This window comes from Streptomyces sp. NPDC048254 (assembly GCF_043201895.1).
Taxonomy (GTDB): Bacteria; Actinomycetota; Actinomycetes; order Streptomycetales; family Streptomycetaceae; genus Streptomyces.
In genome coordinates this window covers 32,271-47,493 of record NZ_JBICZJ010000005.1, presented here as the reverse complement: position 1 = coordinate 47,493, position 15,223 = coordinate 32,271, and the positions used below count along the sequence as shown (strand labels likewise).

Genomic DNA, 15,223 nt, shown 5'->3' with positions numbered 1-15,223 from the left:
TGGTGAGTGACCATGGGGGGAGACGTAAGGAGGCAGCTCGATGTCCCAGAGGAACACCGGTGTAACCGTCCAGGTCGTGAACGCGGGCAGTTGCCCGGTCCGCGAGGTTCTTGACAGGGTCGCCGGCAAATGGAGCGTCCAGATCCTGGTCGCGGCCTCGCACGGCCCCATCCGCTTCACCGAACTGGAGCGTGGCATCGAGGGCATCAGCCGCCGGATGCTGACCCTCACCCTGCGCAACCTGGAGCGCGACGGGCTGGTGACCCGCACCGTGTATCCGACCGTGCCCCCGAAGGTGGAGTACGGACTCACCCCGGTGGCCCTGGAACTGCACGAGACGCTGCAACGGCTGACCGACTGGGCCGAGCGCAACCGCGGCTACATCGCGCAGGCGCGGGCGGCCTACGACGCCGAGCACCAGCCCGAACTGCTCGACGCGTAGACGCGTGACGCTGTAGATGGTGTGGACGGCGTTGGACCGGGCGGTGGCGGTCCGCGCCGGACCCTCAGAAGCCGAACAGGCCGGGAGCCGAGGCGAGTTCCTTGAAGACCTCGCTCGGACGGTCGATCAGCCGCCTGGCCTTGAGGTCCAGCAGTCCGCCGACCGCGTCCACCTCGGCGGCCAGGGTGCCGTCCGCCTTGGTTATCGACTGGAGTATCCGGAACGTCTTGCCCTCGCCCCACTCGAACACGCAGGTCACATCGACCTCGTCACCGGCGAGCAGCTCCCGTTTGTACCGGATGGTCGTCTCCAGGGCCACCGGGCCCACGCCCCGCCCGATCAGTTCGGTCTGGGTGAGCCCGGCGGCCTGGAGCAGCGACCAGCGGGCGTGCTCGGCGTAGTTGAGGTACACCGCCTGGTTCAGATGGCCCTGCACATCGGTCTCGTAGCCACGGACCGTGACGTGGACGGAATACGGTTGGCTCACGACTTCCCCTTCTCGTGTACGACGCACTGATCCTCTGTCGGCATCCTGGCACGCCCGTCACACCCGGCGCGGCGATGCCAGTAGATAGCGCGTTCGAGTCCGTGGTTCCGTGTACTCGCCGGTCTGCCACCCCGCCCGCTCCAGGGTGCCCGCGCACGCCCGCAGGGGCTCGCCCTCCGGCGCGTACACGGCGACCGCCTCGGGCTGCGGAGTGGCCCGCACCCGGTAGCCGGCGGTCGTGGGTCCCTCGGGCGGGTGCCCGGCCGCCTCCAGGGCGAGCGCGGCGGCCCGCACGAGATGGGTACGCTCCCAGCCGCACGGCCGGTCCGTGGCGCCGTCGGGGTTGGTCATCCGGCGCAGCTCCAGGAGCCCCTGCCAGGCGCTGTGCACCTCACGCGCGCGGGCGGGCCCGTCGACGACGGCCTCCTCACCGCCGACCCGCGCGGCGAACACCCCGTCCGGCTCGGCCGGTGCCCCCGCCGGTGCCGCTGCCGGGAGCTGCGGAGCCGCCGCCTCCCGTTCCCGATGCCCCGCAGGCGTCAAGAAGTGGTCGTGCGGCGGCCGCGGATGCCGAAAGGCGAGCCCCCGCTTCACCAGCGCCGCCAACTGCGCCTCCGTACCCCGCAGCCGCCCGCTGACCGGATCAGCCCCGTCGATGATGCGCCGCTGAGCGGCGGTGGGCGGTCGACTCACAGCGCACCCCCTCCCAGAAACCGATCCGAACGAACCCACACGGACCCACCCACCGAAGGCTACGTCCGCCCACTGACACCCGACCGCACGAAGATCCCCAGCCGCCAGCCGCCAGCCGCCAGCCGCCAGCCGCCAGCCGCCAGCCGCCAGCCGCCAGCCGCCGGCCGCGCCTGTCCTGGCCCGCCGGTCGCGCATCTCCGGTCGCCGACCGATGGCGTCGGTCGGCCGCTGCCCGCCACCGGCCGCCTTCCCTCAGCCGCCCGCTCTCCCAGGGTTGCTCTCTCGGCCGCCCGTCCTCCCAGCGCTGCTTTCTCGCCGCCCGCCCCTCCCAGGGCTGCTCTCTCAGCCGCCGCCCCCCCCAGCGCTCCTCTCTCAGCCGTCGCTCGGCTCGCTCGGGCGGATGTTCCAGCCCGCGATCACCGGGCGCTCGTGTTCCGTGCTCAGGCGGCACAGCGTTCCGGTCGCCAGTTGGAAGAGGGCGCCGTCGGAGGGGGGCAGGCCCAGGCGGCGGGCGGTCAGGACGCGCAGGAAGTGGCCGTGGGCGACGAGCAGCACGACCCCCTCCGTGTTGGCGAGGGCCGCTTCGACCTTGGACAGCATCCGGTCGGCCCGCTCTCCGACCTGCTCCGGGGTCTCCCCGGGGTGCTCCGGCGGACCGGGCGCGACCCCGTCGGTGAAGAGGAACCAGCGCGGCCGGGTGCGCTGGATCTCCACGGTGGTCACGCCCTCGTAGCCGCCGTAGTCCCATTCCCGCAGGTCGGCGTCGATCCGGGCATCGGGCACGCCGATCAGCTCGGCGGTCTCCCGGGCCCGCTGGAGCGGGCTGACGAAGGCGGCGCCGATGCGGTGCGAGCGGATCAACGGCACCAGCCGCCGCGCCTCCTCCCGCCCGTGCTCGGTGAGGGGCACGTCGGTCCACCCGGTATGCCGTCCGGACCGCGACCACTCGGTCTCACCGTGCCGGACGAGAAAGACATCAGCCATACGTCAGAGGCTAAGAGCCCAGCGTTCCAGTTCGGCGAACTCACGCGCCCGTAGGCCGTGGCGGGGGTCGACCGGAAGGAGTAACGCGGGGGCGTCGTGGTGGTCGGCGACATGGCGGACGTCCAGGTCGGTGACCATGTCGTCCACCCAGACGAACGGCCGCCCCGCCGCCCACGCCACCACGGTCCGCGTCTTCCAGTACAGCCCGTCCGGGTCCTTGGCGAACAGCTCGGGCCACTCGATGACGGGCAGTTCGGGCAGCCCGACGGCCGGGCCGATCATCTCGTTGGCCTCATGCATCCAGGTGGTGGCCCAGGCCAGCTCGTACGGCAGCGCGAGCAGCCGTGCCCCGTGCTGCGGGTGCAGCCGCACCCGCAGTCCGCGGCGGAGCCTGCGGGAGCCGGGTGTCTGGCGGGCGGACCAGTTCGCCGGGTGCAGCCTGTGGGTCACGTACCCGCGATGCCGCAGCAGCCGGGCCCGGAACGGGTTGAGGGGTCCGTCGACGTCGAGGAGGAGCAGGGGACGCTGGGTCATGAGGAGGGGTTACCCGGGTTGCCCGGCCCGCGCACGGCTCCGGCGAGCCCTACTGGCGGTACCCGCTCAGGAACCGCCCGATCCGGCCGATCGCGGTCTCCAGGTCGTCCGCGTGCGGGAGGGTGAGGATGCGGAAGTGGTCGGGGGTGGGCCAGTTGAAGCCGGTGCCCTGGACGACCTGGATCTTCTCCTGGAGGAGCAGGTCCAGGACGAACTTCTCGTCGTCGTGGATCGGGTGCACCTTGGGATCGATCCGCGGGAAGGCGTACAGGGCGCCCTTGGGCTTGACGCACGAGACGCCCGGGATCTCGTTGAGCTTCTCCCAGGCCACCGTGCGCTGCTCGTGCAACCGGCCGCCGGGGGCGACGAGTTCACGGATGGACTGGCGGCCGCCGAGCGCGGCCTGGATGGCGTACTGGGCGGGCGCGTTGGCGCACAACCGCATGGAGGCCAGCATGGTGAGGCCCTCCAGGTAGTCCTTGGCATGCTGCCGGGGGCCGGTGACCACCAGCCAGCCGGAACGGAAGCCGGCCACCCGGTAGGTCTTGGACAGGCCGCAGAAGGTGAGGACGACCAGGTCGGGGGCGAGGGCCGCGGCCGAGTGGTGGACGGCGTCGTCGTACAGGATCTGGTCGTAGATCTCGTCCGCGAAGACCATCAGGCCGTGCCGGCGGGCCAGGTCGAGGATGCCCTCGACGATCGCCTTCGGGTAGACGGCGCCGGTCGGGTTGTTGGGGTTGATGAGGACCACGGCCTTGGTGCGGTCCGTGATCTTCGACTCCATGTCGGCGAGGTCCGGGTACCACTCCGCCTGCTCGTCGCAGAGGTAGTGCACCGCCTTGCCGCCCGCGAGCGTGGTCACCGCCGTCCAGAGGGGGAAGTCCGGGGCGGGGATCAGGATCTCGTCGCCGTCCTCCACCAGCGCCTGTACGGCCATGGAGACCAGCTCGGAGACGCCGTTGCCGAGGAAGACGTCGTCGACGCCGACCTCCAGGCCGAGCGCCTGGTAGCGCTGGGCCACGGCCCGGCGGGCGGAGAGGATGCCGCGCGAGTCCGTGTAGCCGTGTGCCTGGGGGAGCATCCGGATCATGTCCTGGAGGATCTCCTCCGGCGCCTCGAAGCCGAACACCGCGGGGTTGCCGGTGTTCAGGCGTAGCACGCTGTGGCCCGCCTCCTCCAGCGCGTTGGCGTGCTCGATCACCGGCCCGCGGATCTCGTAACAGACCTCGCTGAGCTTGTTGGACTGCCGGAACTCCATGCGCCCCTCCGGAAACTCGTGATGCTTGGTTTTACCAAGTAGCAGCTTGGAAAGTCCAACATCTTGTCTAGACTGCGTCGCATGTCACCTCGCCGAAGCTACGACCAGTACTGTTCCGCGGCCCGCGCCCTAGACGTGGTGGGCGACCGCTGGACCCTGCTGATCGTCCGGGAGCTGCTCGCCGGTCCCCGCCGCTACACCGACCTGCACGCGGATCTGCCGGGGGTCAGCACGGACGTCCTCGCCTCCCGGCTGAAGGACATGGAGCGGGACGGGCTCACGACCCGGCGGCGGCTGCCCCCGCCGGCTGCGGCGTACGTCTATGAACTCACCGAGCGTGGGCGGGAGTTGCTCCCGGTGATCCAGGCGCTGGGGAGCTGGGGGGAGCCCGAGCTGGGCGAGCGCCGCCCTACCGACGCGGTCCGCGCCCACTGGTTCGCGCTGCCGCTGCTGCGGGCCCTGGACGGCGAGGGACTGGTCGAAGTCCGGCTGGGGGAGGGGGACTTCCATCTGTACGCCGGTGCGGAGGACGGCCCGGTTTACGGCCACGGTCCCGCCCCGCGCGAACCCGACGCGCGGCTAGTACTCGACGTCGGGACGTGTACGGCCCTGGCCCGGGGGGAGTTGGGCCTGGCGGACGCGGTACGCGCCGGGCGGGTGACGGTGACCGGAGACGGCGCGCTGGCCAAGGGGCTGCGGGACGCCTGAAACGGTGACCGGGCCCGCCGCGAACGGCGGGCCCGGTCACCGGGACACGTCAGGTCAGGCGCCCGGCGGCACCCGGTACGGCCGGCCCGACCCGCGCGTCAGGGCGTATCCGCCGATGCCGGCCAGCGCGGCCAGCACCCCGCCGATCCCGGTCCACACCCAACGGTCGGTCCACCAGCCGGAGGACCAGCCGTCGTCCGAGCCGAAGCTGGAGAGCACCGCCGCCTTGCTGTCGTCGTCGCTCTTCTCGGAGCTGACCGCGATCCCGGGGACCAGCGGCTTCGCCAGCGAACCGTCCACCGCGGCAGAACCGCCGATGTCCTTCGAGTCCACCCGGACCTCGGCGCTCACCGGCTGGCCGAGGTCCGCGTTGCCGAGGTCCACCACCGTCAGCCGGACGTAGTACGTGCCGGGCAGCGGGTCGTTGGCCCACGGCTCCGACCAGCCCCTGACGGTGCGCATCACACAGGCCAGCTGCACCGACGCGGTGCCCTGCGCGGCCGTGCGGGTCGCCGCGCCGTACTGGCAGGCCTGGCGGCGCCGCAGGCCGTCGTACACGTCGATCCCCCAGGTCTGTGCCGCGTGCGAGTCGGGCAGTTTCACCGTCGCCTTGACGTCGGGGCGCTGGCCGGCGTCGGCGGGGAACGACCAGTACAGGTAGTCGCCGGTCGATCCGCTGGCGGTGGCCTGCTGTCCCTGTTCGAGTTCCGTCGCCGTACGGAAGGACGTGCCCGCCTGGGTGGGCGCGCCGCTGTCCTCCGAGGCGCTGGGGGAGGGCGAGGCGTCGTCGGCGACCGCCGGACCCGCGGCCAGGCCCACCGCCAGCAGAGCGGCGCTCAACACACGTGTGATCGACATCAGTTGGTCCTCCAGACCGCTACCCGCCAGCGCGACACCCAGCCCCACAGCAGACCCGCGAGGAAGCCGGTCAGCACCAGCGCCCCGAGCAGCCACCAGCCGCGGCCGAGACCGAAGGAGGCGACGTCGGACGCCTGCGACGGCCCGTCCACCACGTCCACCGTCAGCTCGACGGGCAGGCCCGGGCTGGTCTTCACGCCGGACGTGGCCGAGAAGGAGTTGGTCACCTGGAGACAGACGGTCTCCGGGGTGGTGTCCTCGTCGTCGCTCTCGGCCTTCGGGTACCGCAGGCCGGTCGAGATGACGTCCGTACGACCCGTGCCCGACGCCTCGCCGCGCACGATCTCGCGTCCGGGCACGGTCACCGCGCGCAGCAGCACCCCGTAGTCCGGGTTGACGGCCCGGTCGGCGGCGACGCTGACCGAAGCCCGCAGCTCCTGGCCGGGCTTGACGTCGACCTTGTACCAGCGCTGCTGCCCGAACTCCTCGCGGTCGGTGTACAGCCCCGACTTCAGCGCGGGCGCCGAGGAGCACTGGCCGGTGCCGTCCGTGGCCACCGGCGTCACCACCGGATCGGCGGCCCGGTGAACCAACTGCCCGACCCGGTCGGTCAGTTCCTCCTTGTGCTGGACGGAGGTGTAGGTGCCGCCGGTCGCGTCCGCGATGCAGCTCAGCTGGTCCCGGGTCTTGGCGTCCGGCACCAGGCCGAGCGTGTCGATGGTCAGTCCGACGCCCTTGGCGGCGATCTCGCGGGCCACCTCGCACGGGTCCAGCGGCTGGCAGGTGTCCTCGCCGTCGCTGATCAGGACGATACGGCGGGTCCCGGTACCGCCTTCGAGATCGTCGGCCGCCTTGAGCAGCGCGGGGCCGATCGGGGTCCACCCGGTCGGCGTGAGCGTGGCGACGGCGGTCTTCGCCTCGGTGCGGTCCAGGGTGCTGACCGGGTAGAGCTGCGCGGTGTCCTTGCAGCCGGTCTTCTTGTCGTTTCCGGCGTAGTTGGCGCCCAGCGTGCGGATGCCGAGCTGGACCCCCTCGGGCGTCGCGTCCAGCACCTCGTTGAACGCCTGCTTGGCCGCGGCCATCCGCGTGCCGCCGTCGATGTCCGCAGCCCGCATGGAACCGCTGACGTCCAGCACGAGCTCCACCTTGGGAGCGGCCTGGCCCGTCTCGTCCGTCTCGTCGGCGACCGCTCCGCCGGGGAACGCGATCCCGGCCGCCAGGGCGGCGAGCAGAGCGCAGACTCCTGCCGCCGTCCGTTGTGTTCTGATCATCGGCGGATCCTATTGATCAGAGGCGCCGGGCTCCAAAACGAGGTCCGGACGCCAAAACGCGAGCGGCCGGCAGGACAACGGAGGATGGCGGGCGGGCAGGTGAGCGTTCACCACCTGTCGGCGAGCGGATTCGGCAGTGCCGCCCACTGGTCCCCGGGCACCTCGGGCGACAGCCGCATCAGCGTCAACGCCTTCGCCGGCAGCGGGCCTTCGAGGAGGGCCGCCAGGTCCGGGGTGGCGGGAAGGTCCCGTACGGCCGTCTCCAGAGCCGTCGCCAGGACCGGTCCCGAACCCGCCGTACCCGCCAGGGCGCCCGCGACCAGGGAGCCGAACAGCTTGCGGCGCAGAGTCGTTTCGTCGTCCGTGACCAGGCGCCCCGTCAGCTCGGGCGGGGTGATGCCGTGCCGGGTCAGACGGACCGGGCTGAGGCGGATGTCGGCCAGGTCGCGGTAGACCAGCCGCAGCGGCGCGCCGGTCCCGGACAGCACCACGAGGAGGTTCTGGCCGTGCGCCTCCAGGGCCACGCCCAGGTCCAGCAGCCGCAGCCCCACCGTCAGGGCGAGCCGGGCGAACCCGGCCAGCCAGGACGGCGATGCGGGCAGGCCGGTGGTGGCCAGCGCGGCCACCGGCAGAACCCGCTCGCCCGGCGCCGCGTACACCTCGGGCGACTCGCGCAGCACGGCCGCCAGATCGGGGGAGTCGGCGGTCGCCGCGCCCAGGGTGCGGGTCACGTGCAGGAGCCCGTCCGTGCGGGACGCCAGATCCGTGGCGAACGACGACAGGGTCATGGCCGCGTCGATCGAGTACGTCGAGATGTCCCGGACGGACGAGGTCAGCCGGGCGCTGAGCGCGGTCTTCACATGCGGTCCGCCGGGCAGGGCGAGGGTGCGCAGGGACATCAGGGGGTGCGCGGTCCGCCAGGGCTCGCCCGGGCCGCCCTTGAGGACATGGGCGGTCTGCCACGGATGCACCGGGATCAACAGCCGCCCGGCGTCCCGGAGTTCGTCCGGCCACTCGCCCGTCAGCAGACAGTCCCCGGCCGCCACCGGGACCGTCTCCAGCCGCACCTCCGGCCGGTGTTCCGGCCCGTACGCGAGCTGCTCGGCCGCCGAGAAACCGGGCCGGGAACGGCAGTTGGGGTGGAAGGGATGCCCGTCGACCACCCGCTGCTCCCACTCCCAGTCCAGTCCGGGCCACTCTTTTTGAGGAAACTCCCGGTCCGCCCGCGAGAGCGCCAACGAGGCGGCACTGTGCCCGAGTTCGGCCGCGAACCCCGTCGAGTGAGGCCACCCCAGATCGGTCATCAACCGCGCCGGATCGTCGTACGACACCCCGTCCAGACGTACGGCGGTCACATACGCGTCGGTGGCGTACGGATCCGCGCGCGGGCCGTGCAGCGCGCGCCCGTCGGCCAGCCACAGGGCCACGCTGTGCGCTCCACGCACCCGGCGCGCCACCCACGGCAGCGGCTCGTGGGCCAGCGCCCGCCACAGCCGGGTCAGCACGGCCGCCCGCGCACCGGGCAGCTCGGCCGTGTACCCGGACACCAGGTCCGGCCGCGCCTCGGCCAGCTCCGTGGCGAGCTGTGTCTCGATGGGGGAGGGACGGTGCACGGGAGGGCTCCTCGAGGACGGGGTCGACGGTCATGATGGCTGATGACGGCAGACATACTGATCGTGATCGGACTGTGTGGACGTAGCGAACGAATGGAACGCGTGGATCTCATGCCCCCCAGCGACAGCGTCGGCGAGCGCGCCGACGCGTACGCTGCCGCGCCCCTGCTCAACTGCCTGCTGCGGGAGGTGGCCGAGCCGCTCCCGGACGCCGGGCAGGGGAAACCGCGGGTCTACCGGCTGCCCGGCGGCGGGCGGCTGCTGCGGGTGCGCGGCGCGCGCCGGCCCGCCGCGCCCGAGGTGTACGCGGCCGGCCGCTGGCACCGCGTCGGCCACACCGAGCTGGTGAAACTCGTCGCCGAGGAGCTGCGCGCGCACACCGGGCTGTCCAACGGCGATCTGCCGGCCGAGATGATCGACAGCCGGGACGTGGTCGCCGCGCTGCTCACGGCACGCGCCCGGGCGACGGCGCCCGACGACCCGTATCTGCGCTCGGAGCAGTCCCTCATCACCGGCCATCCCTACCACCCTGCCCCGAAGGCGCGCGGCGGCGGCCCGGTCACCGCCTGGCTGCCGTACGCGCCCGAGGCGTACGCCCGGTTCCCGCTGGTGCTGCTCGGGGTGCGCGCGGACCAGGTGGCCGAGGAGGGCGACACGTCGGGGCTGGACGCGCTGGCCGCGCCGGCCGTCGTACCGCCGGGCTACCGGCTGCTGCCGGCCCACCCCTGGCAGCTCGACCTGGCCGCCCGTGACCTGGCCCCGGCCTTCGCCGACGGACGGCTGGTACGACTGCGGGAGACCGACTTCGCGGTCTGGCCGACGGCCGCGATCCGCACGGTGTACGAGCCGGTGCGCGATCTCTTCCTGAAGTTCAGCCTGGACGTCCGGATCACCAACGACATCCGCCGGCTGTGGGCGCACGACCTGCGGAAACTGCGCCGCACGGACTCGGCAGCGACCGCCGCCTTCGCGGCGATGGACGGTCCCGCGGCCTGGCTCGGCGACCGCGGCTACCGCACCGCCCGCTTCGCCTTCGAGGAACTCGCGGTCGTCGTCCGGGACGGGCTGCGCGGGGCGCTGCCGCCCGGGGCGACCCCGCTGCTCGCGGCCGGCCTGGTGGAGGGCTTCGACGGCAGCCCCCTGGCCGCGACGGCGGATCCGGGAGCCTGGTGGCGGGCGTACCTGCGCGCGGTCGTACCCCCGGCGCTCACGGCCTTCGCCGACCACGGCGTCGTCCTCGAAGCGCATCTGCAGAACACCCTGGTCGCCGTCGACGCGGACGGCACGCCGGTGCAGGCGCTGTACCGGGACGCCGAGGGCGTCAAGCTGCTGGCCGACGTGGAGCGGGCCGCCGGGTGGGAGCGGCTGGTGTACTGCCTGGTCGTCAACCATCTGATCGAGGTCGCCGCCGCGCTCGCCGAGCGCCACCCCGGGTTCGATCCGTGGCCCGCGGCCCGCCGGGAGCTGGCCCGGCATCCGCTTTTGGAGGTGGCCGAACTGCTGGCGGCGCCGACCCTGCCGGGCAAGACGAACCTGCTGCTGCGCTGGACCGGGGCGGACGGCGCCGACGCGCGCTATCTGCCGTTGCCGAACCCCTTGGCCTGAATCGGCCTGAGGCCGTGGCGGACGACGGGGCGGCCCGGCGGATCCGCTTAGGATCATGGCGCCCGATCCCCGGCTGGTGAGGAGCCCCAACGGCCATGGCCGACGCGCATGTTGTCGTCATCACGGGTGGCGGTACCGGCATCGGTGCCGCCACCGCCCGGTTGCTGCGGGCCGCCGGGCACCAGGTCGTCATCGGCGGGCGGCGCCCCGAGCCGCTGCGGCGACTGGCCGACGAGACCGGCGCCCTGGCGCACCCCGGCGACCTCTCGGACCCGGCGGCGGTCCAGGACCTGATCGACACCGCGGTCGCCCGCTACGGCAGGCTCGACGGACTGGTCCTCAACGCCGGCATCGGCCGCAGCGGCGCGGTCGGGGACCTCTCGGACGAGACCTGGGACGAGGTGCTGCGCACCAACCTGACCGGCCCCTTCCTGACCCTCCGCGCGGCCCTCCCGCACCTGATCGAGGCCCGCGGCGCGGTGGTCGCGGTCGCCTCGGTCGCGGCACTGCGCAACGGGTGGGGCAACGCCGCGTACGCCACCTCGAAGGCCGCGCTCCTCCAGCTGTGCCGCTCGGTGGCCGTCGACTACGGCAGCCAGGGGGTGCGGGCCAACACCGTGTGCCCCACCTGGGTGCGCACCGAGATGGCCGACGGGCGGATGGCCCGGTTCGCGGCGGAGGAGGGCATGGCCGGCGGGGTCGAGGAGGCGTACGCGCAGGCCACGCGGCTGGTGCCGAGCGCCCGCCCGGGCGACCCGGCCGAGGTCGCCGAGGCGATCGGCTGGCTGCTGTCGCCCGCGGCCTCCTTCGTCAACGGCGCGACCCTCACGGTGGACGGCGGGATCACCGCCCTCGACCCGGGAACGATCCCGTTCGGCTTCCGCGTCGAGAGCCGGGGCGGGGACGCAGGCCACTGAGCACCCCTAGCGCGGCCCGACGGCTCCGTCCCGGCGTTCGTCCGGGCGGAGTCGTCTTCCCGTGCTGTACGGACGGGGGTCTCTGCCGCTGAGGGCCAGGGCGCGGTCGAGCAGGGGCGCGTCCTCGTCCTGGGGCACCTCGCCGCCCAGGAGGCCGAGGCCGCGCATGCGGGGTGCCTCGCGCGCGTACGTCTCGAACGTGGCGCGGGCCAAGGGCGCGGGTACGGCGAGCGGTTGTCCGGTGGCCACTGCCGTGTCCCAGGCGTGGACGGTGAATTCGGCGATGAGGATCTCGCCGAGCGCCGTGGCGGGCATGGGCGGACCGCCGAGGCTCGCCTCTCCCTCCCACGCCGCCGGCTCGGACCAGGCCCTGGCCGCCGGTTCGGCCTGGCCGGCCAGGAGCAGGGACCACTCGGACTCCGGCCGCCCGGCGAGGAACGGCACCGGATGAGTGGTCAGCAGGCTCGGATCCGATGCCGTGCGGGTGCCCGCGTCCCTCGTCAGCAGGAGCATCATGGCGACGTGATCGACCAGGTCCCTCACCGTCCACCCCGAACACGGCGTAGGACCGCCGTACTTGTCGACGGATGCGCCACGGACAGCGCCCACGACCAGCTCGATACTCCGTGCCAGCAACTCCGCCCTCGGCGGTGACTCCATGCGACAGCCCTCCTTCTCCGTACGGTGAACCGGTGCGGCCGGCCCGCAAGCCCCAGGCCGCCGACCTCGTCGAGGCCTCCCTCAGTCGATGAAGACGCTCCACGCGGTGGCGTTGAGGTTGTCGGCGAGGAAGATGTCGGTCCCCCCAAGGCGCTTCTCCCAGGACGGCATCAGCTCGGCCGCGCGGGCGACGACCGCGTCCATCCAGACCTTGAGTTCCGCCTGCTTGTTGTCGGCCGGCACCTTGGCGGCGGCCGCGGCTTCCCTCAGGTCGACCGTCCGCAGCGCCTCGCCGGCGGCCGTACGCAGGTCGTGGATGTACTCCCGGTTCGTGGCGACGTCCTCGGGCGTGCCGGGCAGAGCCATATGGCCGGTCACGACGGTCTCGAAGTCGTACTCCAGCATCTGGTCCATGGCGTCGAAGTACGCGGGCACGTGCGCGGAGAAGTACAGGCGGAAGAACGGCGCGTTCTTCGGGCTGAAGCTGTCCATCGCCCCCATGAGCCGCTGCTCGGGCAGGTGGATGAACAGGTTGCCGGCCTGGTGCCAGTCCCCTGAGTAGTCGAGGACGAACCGCACCCCGTCGATGTCCATCTCCTTGCGCCGGCCGCTGAAGGTCTCGGTGGGCAGCGGCCGCCGGTCGTCCTTCGCCTCCTTGATGAAGTCACCGGTGATCTCATGGGAGATGATCTGCAGGCCGTCCCGGTTCAGCAGGTGAGCGGCCCCGATGTGGTCGGCATGCGCGTGGCTGTAGATGAGGTGGGTGACCGGTTTCGAGGTGACCTCCTCCACCGCGGCCAGCAGCTTCTCCCCGAGGAACGGCGAGGCGTCGACCACGACGACACCCTTCTTCGTCACCACGAACATCGTGTTGATCATCCCCTGGGTCACGAAGTAGGCACCACCGCCCAGTTCCTGGACGACAAACCCGGACTCGGGAATGTCCGGACCCAGGGCGAAGGCGGGTACAGGCGCGAACTCGGTCATGGTGATCTCCTTTATACGATCCATTCGGGAGGGGGAATAAGAACGGACTCGGTCCCAGCGCGGGAGAGGCACATTCCCTGGCCACCAGTATTGCGTTGGATATGCGTGTGCGGGCCCTTCATGTGCGCCTTCCTGAACCTAGGTCCGACTGGTCCACCTTCACCGCGCCCGCACCGCACCGCGGGAGCCATACTGGCCATATGAAGCACAACGGCGAACTGGGTGACTTTCTGCGTTCGCGGCGTGCCCGTCTGCGTCCCGAAGACGCCGGGGCGGCCTTCACCGGCGGAGCGCGCCGGGTGCCGGGACTGCGCCGCGAAGAGGTCGCACATCTGGCCGGGGTGAGCACGGACTACTACGCCCGCCTCGAACAGGGCCGGCACCCCCATGTGTCGGAGACGGTGCTGGAAGCCGTGGCACGCGCCCTGCGCCTGGACGACACCGAGCGCGACTACCTTTTCGAACTCGCCCGTCCCAGGACGCCCGGCCCGGGCCGGCGCGGTCCGGCCCGCGCACCGCGCACCCGGCCGGCGGTCCACCGCATGCTGGACGTGCTCAACGACGTCTCACCGGCCCTGGTCATCAACCACCGCATCGACGTCCTGGCCGCCAACCACCTCGCCGACGCGCTGTTCACCGACTTCGACGCGCTGCCGTACCGCGACCGCAACCTCGCCCGCTTCGTCCTGCTCCAGCCGGCCGCCCGTGACCTGTACCGGGACTGGGACAAGGTCGCCGAGACCTTCGTCGCCGGCCTGCGCCTGGCGGCCGGACGCCACCCCGACGACCCCCAGCTGAACGAGCTGGTGGGGGAACTGTCCATCAAGGTCCCCGAGTTCCACACCTGGTGGGCCAGTCACCGCGTGGACCAGTGCTCCTACGGCACCCAGCGCCTAGCCCATCCCGTGGTCGGCGAACTCACGGTCTCCTACGAAATGCTGGCCCTTCCCGCCGACCCCGACCAGAGCATCTGCCTCTACACCACCGAACCCGGTTCCCCCTCCGCGGAGGCACTCCGACTGCTCGCCAGCTGGACCGCACCGACGAACTCACCCGGGGCCGCCCGCTCCCACCGGAGGCTCGCATGACATCGCCCGCACAGAACAAAGAGCTGGCATTGAATGCTTTCGACACCCTGTTCGGAAAGCGCGATTACGAGGCGGCCGAAGAGTTTTGGTCCGAGGATTATGTCCAGCACAGCGCGCATATTCCGCCGGGTCGTGAGGGTCTTTTCGGTCTCGTTCGGGCTCTCCCCGACACCCTCCGCTACGAGAACCAGTTCGTGTTCGCCGAAGGCGACTACGTCATGCTGTACGGCCGCTATGCCGGCAGTGGCGCTCCCGCCGCCTCGGTGGTCGCCGACGTGGTCCGTGTCGAGGACGGCAAGCTCGCCGAGCACTGGGATGTCTGGGAGGACGAGGCGACCCGATCGGAATCCGCGGGCGGATGGCCGATGTTCGGCGACCGATTTCCCGCCGAGTGAACCGAGCGACAGGGCAGGGCGCGGCCGGAGGGGCCGCCCCGCAGGCCGTGCTGTCATTCTCGGGACGTTGCCGAGGTGTGTTCGGTGATGGCCTCGAAGAGGAGAAGGCCCTGATCCACCAGCTCCTCCCGCGAGATGTCCAGAACTCCGCCGAACCAGCTCAGCAGCATCTCGCTGACCGCGTCCACGACGCCCACGGACAGGGGGCGGTGTCGATCCGGGGATCGTGCAGCTCTTCCCTCACGAGTGAGTCCACGAGGCCGCTCATGCGCTGGAGGCCCAGCCGTCGTCCGTGTGCTGTGAGGGGACCGGCACCCAGGGATTCCGCGAGTTTGACGCGCCCTTTTCTCGGGTCCTCCAGAGGAAGCCCGACGATGACGTCGATCATGTCCCGGGCCCGGGCCCGGTCGCGCAGCGGCTGGTCCGTGCCGATCGCCTCGGCGCACCGGGTGACCTGCTCCTCGTAGATGTCTCTGATGATCGCCGCCATGAGATCGTCGAGCGAGGAGAAGCTCTCCGTGAAGTACCTGTCCTTCAGCCCGGCGTGGCGGCGTACCGCACTGATCGACGTGTGGGCGTATCCCCGGATGGAACGTCCGCACATGGAGTGCCACGGCGTATCACCCGGTGGGCACCTGTGCCATGGGAACCGGAAAGGCGGCCGAGCGGATCGGGTAGCGGCGTCGCCGTCGAGGCGGAGGACGTGCCCGGGAATGGGAGACA

18 protein-coding genes are annotated in these 15,223 nt (G+C 71.8%); 6 read left to right on the top strand and 12 right to left on the bottom strand.

All coding sequences use genetic code 11. The features are described from left to right. Positions 1-40 precede the first annotated feature (40 nt). Complete coding sequence (locus tag ACGFZQ_RS15610) at positions 41-442, top strand: helix-turn-helix domain-containing protein (protein WP_351729750.1); 402 nt, start codon at positions 41-43, stop codon at positions 440-442. 64 nt (positions 443-506) lie between these two features. Here the strand turns inward: ACGFZQ_RS15610 and ACGFZQ_RS15605 are convergent, their stop codons facing one another. The 5 genes from ACGFZQ_RS15605 to ACGFZQ_RS15585 all read right to left on the bottom strand — a co-directional run bounded on the left by ACGFZQ_RS15605 (position 507) and on the right by ACGFZQ_RS15585 (position 4,398). Next, positions 507-929, bottom strand: coding sequence for an acyl-CoA thioesterase (locus ACGFZQ_RS15605; RefSeq protein WP_393840824.1), 423 nt, complete (start codon positions 927-929; stop codon positions 507-509). A 57-nt stretch (positions 930-986) separates the two neighbouring features. After that, entirely contained in the window at positions 987-1,622 is a 636-nt protein-coding gene (locus ACGFZQ_RS15600) for a hypothetical protein (protein ID WP_393840823.1), read from the bottom strand. A gap of 372 nt (positions 1,623-1,994) precedes the next feature. After that, the gene (locus ACGFZQ_RS15595) at positions 1,995-2,606 is read right to left on the bottom strand and encodes a histidine phosphatase family protein (protein ID WP_393840822.1); all 612 of its coding nucleotides are present in this window, start codon (positions 2,604-2,606) and stop codon (positions 1,995-1,997) included. 3 nt (positions 2,607-2,609) lie between these two features. Next, positions 2,610-3,140, bottom strand: coding sequence for a hypothetical protein (locus ACGFZQ_RS15590; RefSeq protein WP_351729762.1), 531 nt, complete (start codon positions 3,138-3,140; stop codon positions 2,610-2,612). Positions 3,141-3,189: 49 nt separating this feature from the next. Continuing rightward, the gene (locus ACGFZQ_RS15585) at positions 3,190-4,398 is read right to left on the bottom strand and encodes a pyridoxal phosphate-dependent aminotransferase (protein WP_393840821.1); all 1,209 of its coding nucleotides are present in this window, start codon (positions 4,396-4,398) and stop codon (positions 3,190-3,192) included. An 81-nt stretch (positions 4,399-4,479) separates the two neighbouring features. Between ACGFZQ_RS15585 and ACGFZQ_RS15580 the strand changes: the two genes are divergently transcribed. After that, positions 4,480-5,106, top strand: coding sequence for a winged helix-turn-helix transcriptional regulator (locus ACGFZQ_RS15580; protein ID WP_393840820.1), 627 nt, complete (start codon positions 4,480-4,482; stop codon positions 5,104-5,106). A gap of 54 nt (positions 5,107-5,160) precedes the next feature. On the opposite strand, the gene ACGFZQ_RS15575 is transcribed toward ACGFZQ_RS15580, so the two are convergent. The 3 genes from ACGFZQ_RS15575 to ACGFZQ_RS15565 all read right to left on the bottom strand — a co-directional run bounded on the left by ACGFZQ_RS15575 (position 5,161) and on the right by ACGFZQ_RS15565 (position 8,848). Further along, positions 5,161-5,964, bottom strand: a complete 804-nt coding sequence (locus ACGFZQ_RS15575; RefSeq protein ID WP_393840819.1) for a hypothetical protein — start codon at positions 5,962-5,964, stop codon at positions 5,161-5,163. Next, positions 5,964-7,235 (bottom strand): VWA domain-containing protein, encoded by a 1,272-nt coding sequence (locus ACGFZQ_RS15570; RefSeq protein ID WP_393840818.1) that lies wholly within the window; start codon positions 7,233-7,235, stop codon positions 5,964-5,966. Before ACGFZQ_RS15570 ends, ACGFZQ_RS15575 begins: the two co-directional genes overlap by 1 nt. Before the next feature lie 107 nt (positions 7,236-7,342). After that, entirely contained in the window at positions 7,343-8,848 is a 1,506-nt protein-coding gene (locus ACGFZQ_RS15565) for an IucA/IucC family protein (RefSeq protein ID WP_393840817.1), read from the bottom strand. A gap of 93 nt (positions 8,849-8,941) precedes the next feature. Here ACGFZQ_RS15565 and ACGFZQ_RS15560 point away from each other — a divergent pair, with 93 nt between their 5' ends. Beyond that, complete coding sequence (locus ACGFZQ_RS15560) at positions 8,942-10,453, top strand: IucA/IucC family protein (RefSeq protein ID WP_393840816.1); 1,512 nt, start codon at positions 8,942-8,944, stop codon at positions 10,451-10,453. 95 nt (positions 10,454-10,548) lie between these two features. Further along, the gene (locus ACGFZQ_RS15555; protein WP_351729782.1) at positions 10,549-11,370 is read left to right on the top strand and encodes an SDR family oxidoreductase; all 822 of its coding nucleotides are present in this window, start codon (positions 10,549-10,551) and stop codon (positions 11,368-11,370) included. 6 nt (positions 11,371-11,376) lie between these two features. On the opposite strand, the gene ACGFZQ_RS15550 is transcribed toward ACGFZQ_RS15555, so the two are convergent. Further along, entirely contained in the window at positions 11,377-12,030 is a 654-nt protein-coding gene (locus ACGFZQ_RS15550; RefSeq protein WP_393840815.1) for a TIGR03086 family metal-binding protein, read from the bottom strand. Between the two features lie 81 nt (positions 12,031-12,111). Further along, positions 12,112-13,017 (bottom strand): MBL fold metallo-hydrolase, encoded by a 906-nt coding sequence (locus tag ACGFZQ_RS15545; protein ID WP_351729788.1) that lies wholly within the window; start codon positions 13,015-13,017, stop codon positions 12,112-12,114. Between the two features lie 200 nt (positions 13,018-13,217). Between ACGFZQ_RS15545 and ACGFZQ_RS15540 the strand changes: the two genes are divergently transcribed. Both ACGFZQ_RS15540 and ACGFZQ_RS15535 read left to right on the top strand, forming a co-directional pair. Beyond that, positions 13,218-14,105, top strand: a complete 888-nt coding sequence (locus tag ACGFZQ_RS15540; RefSeq protein WP_393840814.1) for a helix-turn-helix transcriptional regulator — start codon at positions 13,218-13,220, stop codon at positions 14,103-14,105. Next, positions 14,102-14,500 carry a nuclear transport factor 2 family protein gene (locus tag ACGFZQ_RS15535; RefSeq protein ID WP_393840813.1) on the top strand — a complete coding sequence of 133 codons (399 nt, stop codon included), beginning with the start codon at positions 14,102-14,104 and terminating at the stop codon, positions 14,498-14,500. Before ACGFZQ_RS15540 ends, ACGFZQ_RS15535 begins: the two co-directional genes overlap by 4 nt. A gap of 53 nt (positions 14,501-14,553) precedes the next feature. Here ACGFZQ_RS15535 and ACGFZQ_RS15530 read toward each other — a convergent pair whose 3' ends face one another. Both ACGFZQ_RS15530 and ACGFZQ_RS15525 read right to left on the bottom strand, forming a co-directional pair. Beyond that, positions 14,554-14,688, bottom strand: a complete 135-nt coding sequence (locus ACGFZQ_RS15530; RefSeq protein WP_393840812.1) for a hypothetical protein — start codon at positions 14,686-14,688, stop codon at positions 14,554-14,556. Then, positions 14,661-15,104 (bottom strand): TetR/AcrR family transcriptional regulator, encoded by a 444-nt coding sequence (locus ACGFZQ_RS15525; RefSeq protein ID WP_393840811.1) that lies wholly within the window; start codon positions 15,102-15,104, stop codon positions 14,661-14,663. The genes ACGFZQ_RS15530 and ACGFZQ_RS15525 overlap by 28 nt, the downstream gene beginning before the upstream one ends. Between the last annotated feature and the right edge of the window lie 119 nt (positions 15,105-15,223).

Excerpts from the sequence above, each read along its gene's own strand:
- ACGFZQ_RS15610 (WP_351729750.1), top strand. The coding sequence starts at position 41 with ATGTCCCAGAGGAACACCGGTGTAACCGTCCAGGTCGTGAACGCGGGC.
- ACGFZQ_RS15595 (WP_393840822.1), bottom strand. The coding sequence starts at position 2,606 with ATGGCTGATGTCTTTCTCGTCCGGCACGGTGAGACCGAGTGGTCGCGG.
- ACGFZQ_RS15590 (WP_351729762.1), bottom strand. The coding sequence starts at position 3,140 with ATGACCCAGCGTCCCCTGCTCCTCCTCGACGTCGACGGACCCCTCAAC.
- ACGFZQ_RS15585 (WP_393840821.1), bottom strand. The coding sequence starts at position 4,398 with ATGGAGTTCCGGCAGTCCAACAAGCTCAGCGAGGTCTGTTACGAGATC.
- ACGFZQ_RS15580 (WP_393840820.1), top strand. The coding sequence starts at position 4,480 with ATGTCACCTCGCCGAAGCTACGACCAGTACTGTTCCGCGGCCCGCGCC.
- ACGFZQ_RS15575 (WP_393840819.1), bottom strand. The coding sequence starts at position 5,964 with ATGTCGATCACACGTGTGTTGAGCGCCGCTCTGCTGGCGGTGGGCCTG.
- ACGFZQ_RS15570 (WP_393840818.1), bottom strand. The coding sequence starts at position 7,235 with ATGATCAGAACACAACGGACGGCGGCAGGAGTCTGCGCTCTGCTCGCC.
- ACGFZQ_RS15560 (WP_393840816.1), top strand. The coding sequence starts at position 8,942 with ATGGAACGCGTGGATCTCATGCCCCCCAGCGACAGCGTCGGCGAGCGC.
- ACGFZQ_RS15555 (WP_351729782.1), top strand. The coding sequence starts at position 10,549 with ATGGCCGACGCGCATGTTGTCGTCATCACGGGTGGCGGTACCGGCATC.
- ACGFZQ_RS15550 (WP_393840815.1), bottom strand. The coding sequence starts at position 12,030 with ATGGAGTCACCGCCGAGGGCGGAGTTGCTGGCACGGAGTATCGAGCTG.
- ACGFZQ_RS15545 (WP_351729788.1), bottom strand. The coding sequence starts at position 13,017 with ATGACCGAGTTCGCGCCTGTACCCGCCTTCGCCCTGGGTCCGGACATT.
- ACGFZQ_RS15540 (WP_393840814.1), top strand. The coding sequence starts at position 13,218 with ATGAAGCACAACGGCGAACTGGGTGACTTTCTGCGTTCGCGGCGTGCC.
- ACGFZQ_RS15535 (WP_393840813.1), top strand. The coding sequence starts at position 14,102 with ATGACATCGCCCGCACAGAACAAAGAGCTGGCATTGAATGCTTTCGAC.
- ACGFZQ_RS15525 (WP_393840811.1), bottom strand. The coding sequence starts at position 15,104 with ATGTGCGGACGTTCCATCCGGGGATACGCCCACACGTCGATCAGTGCG.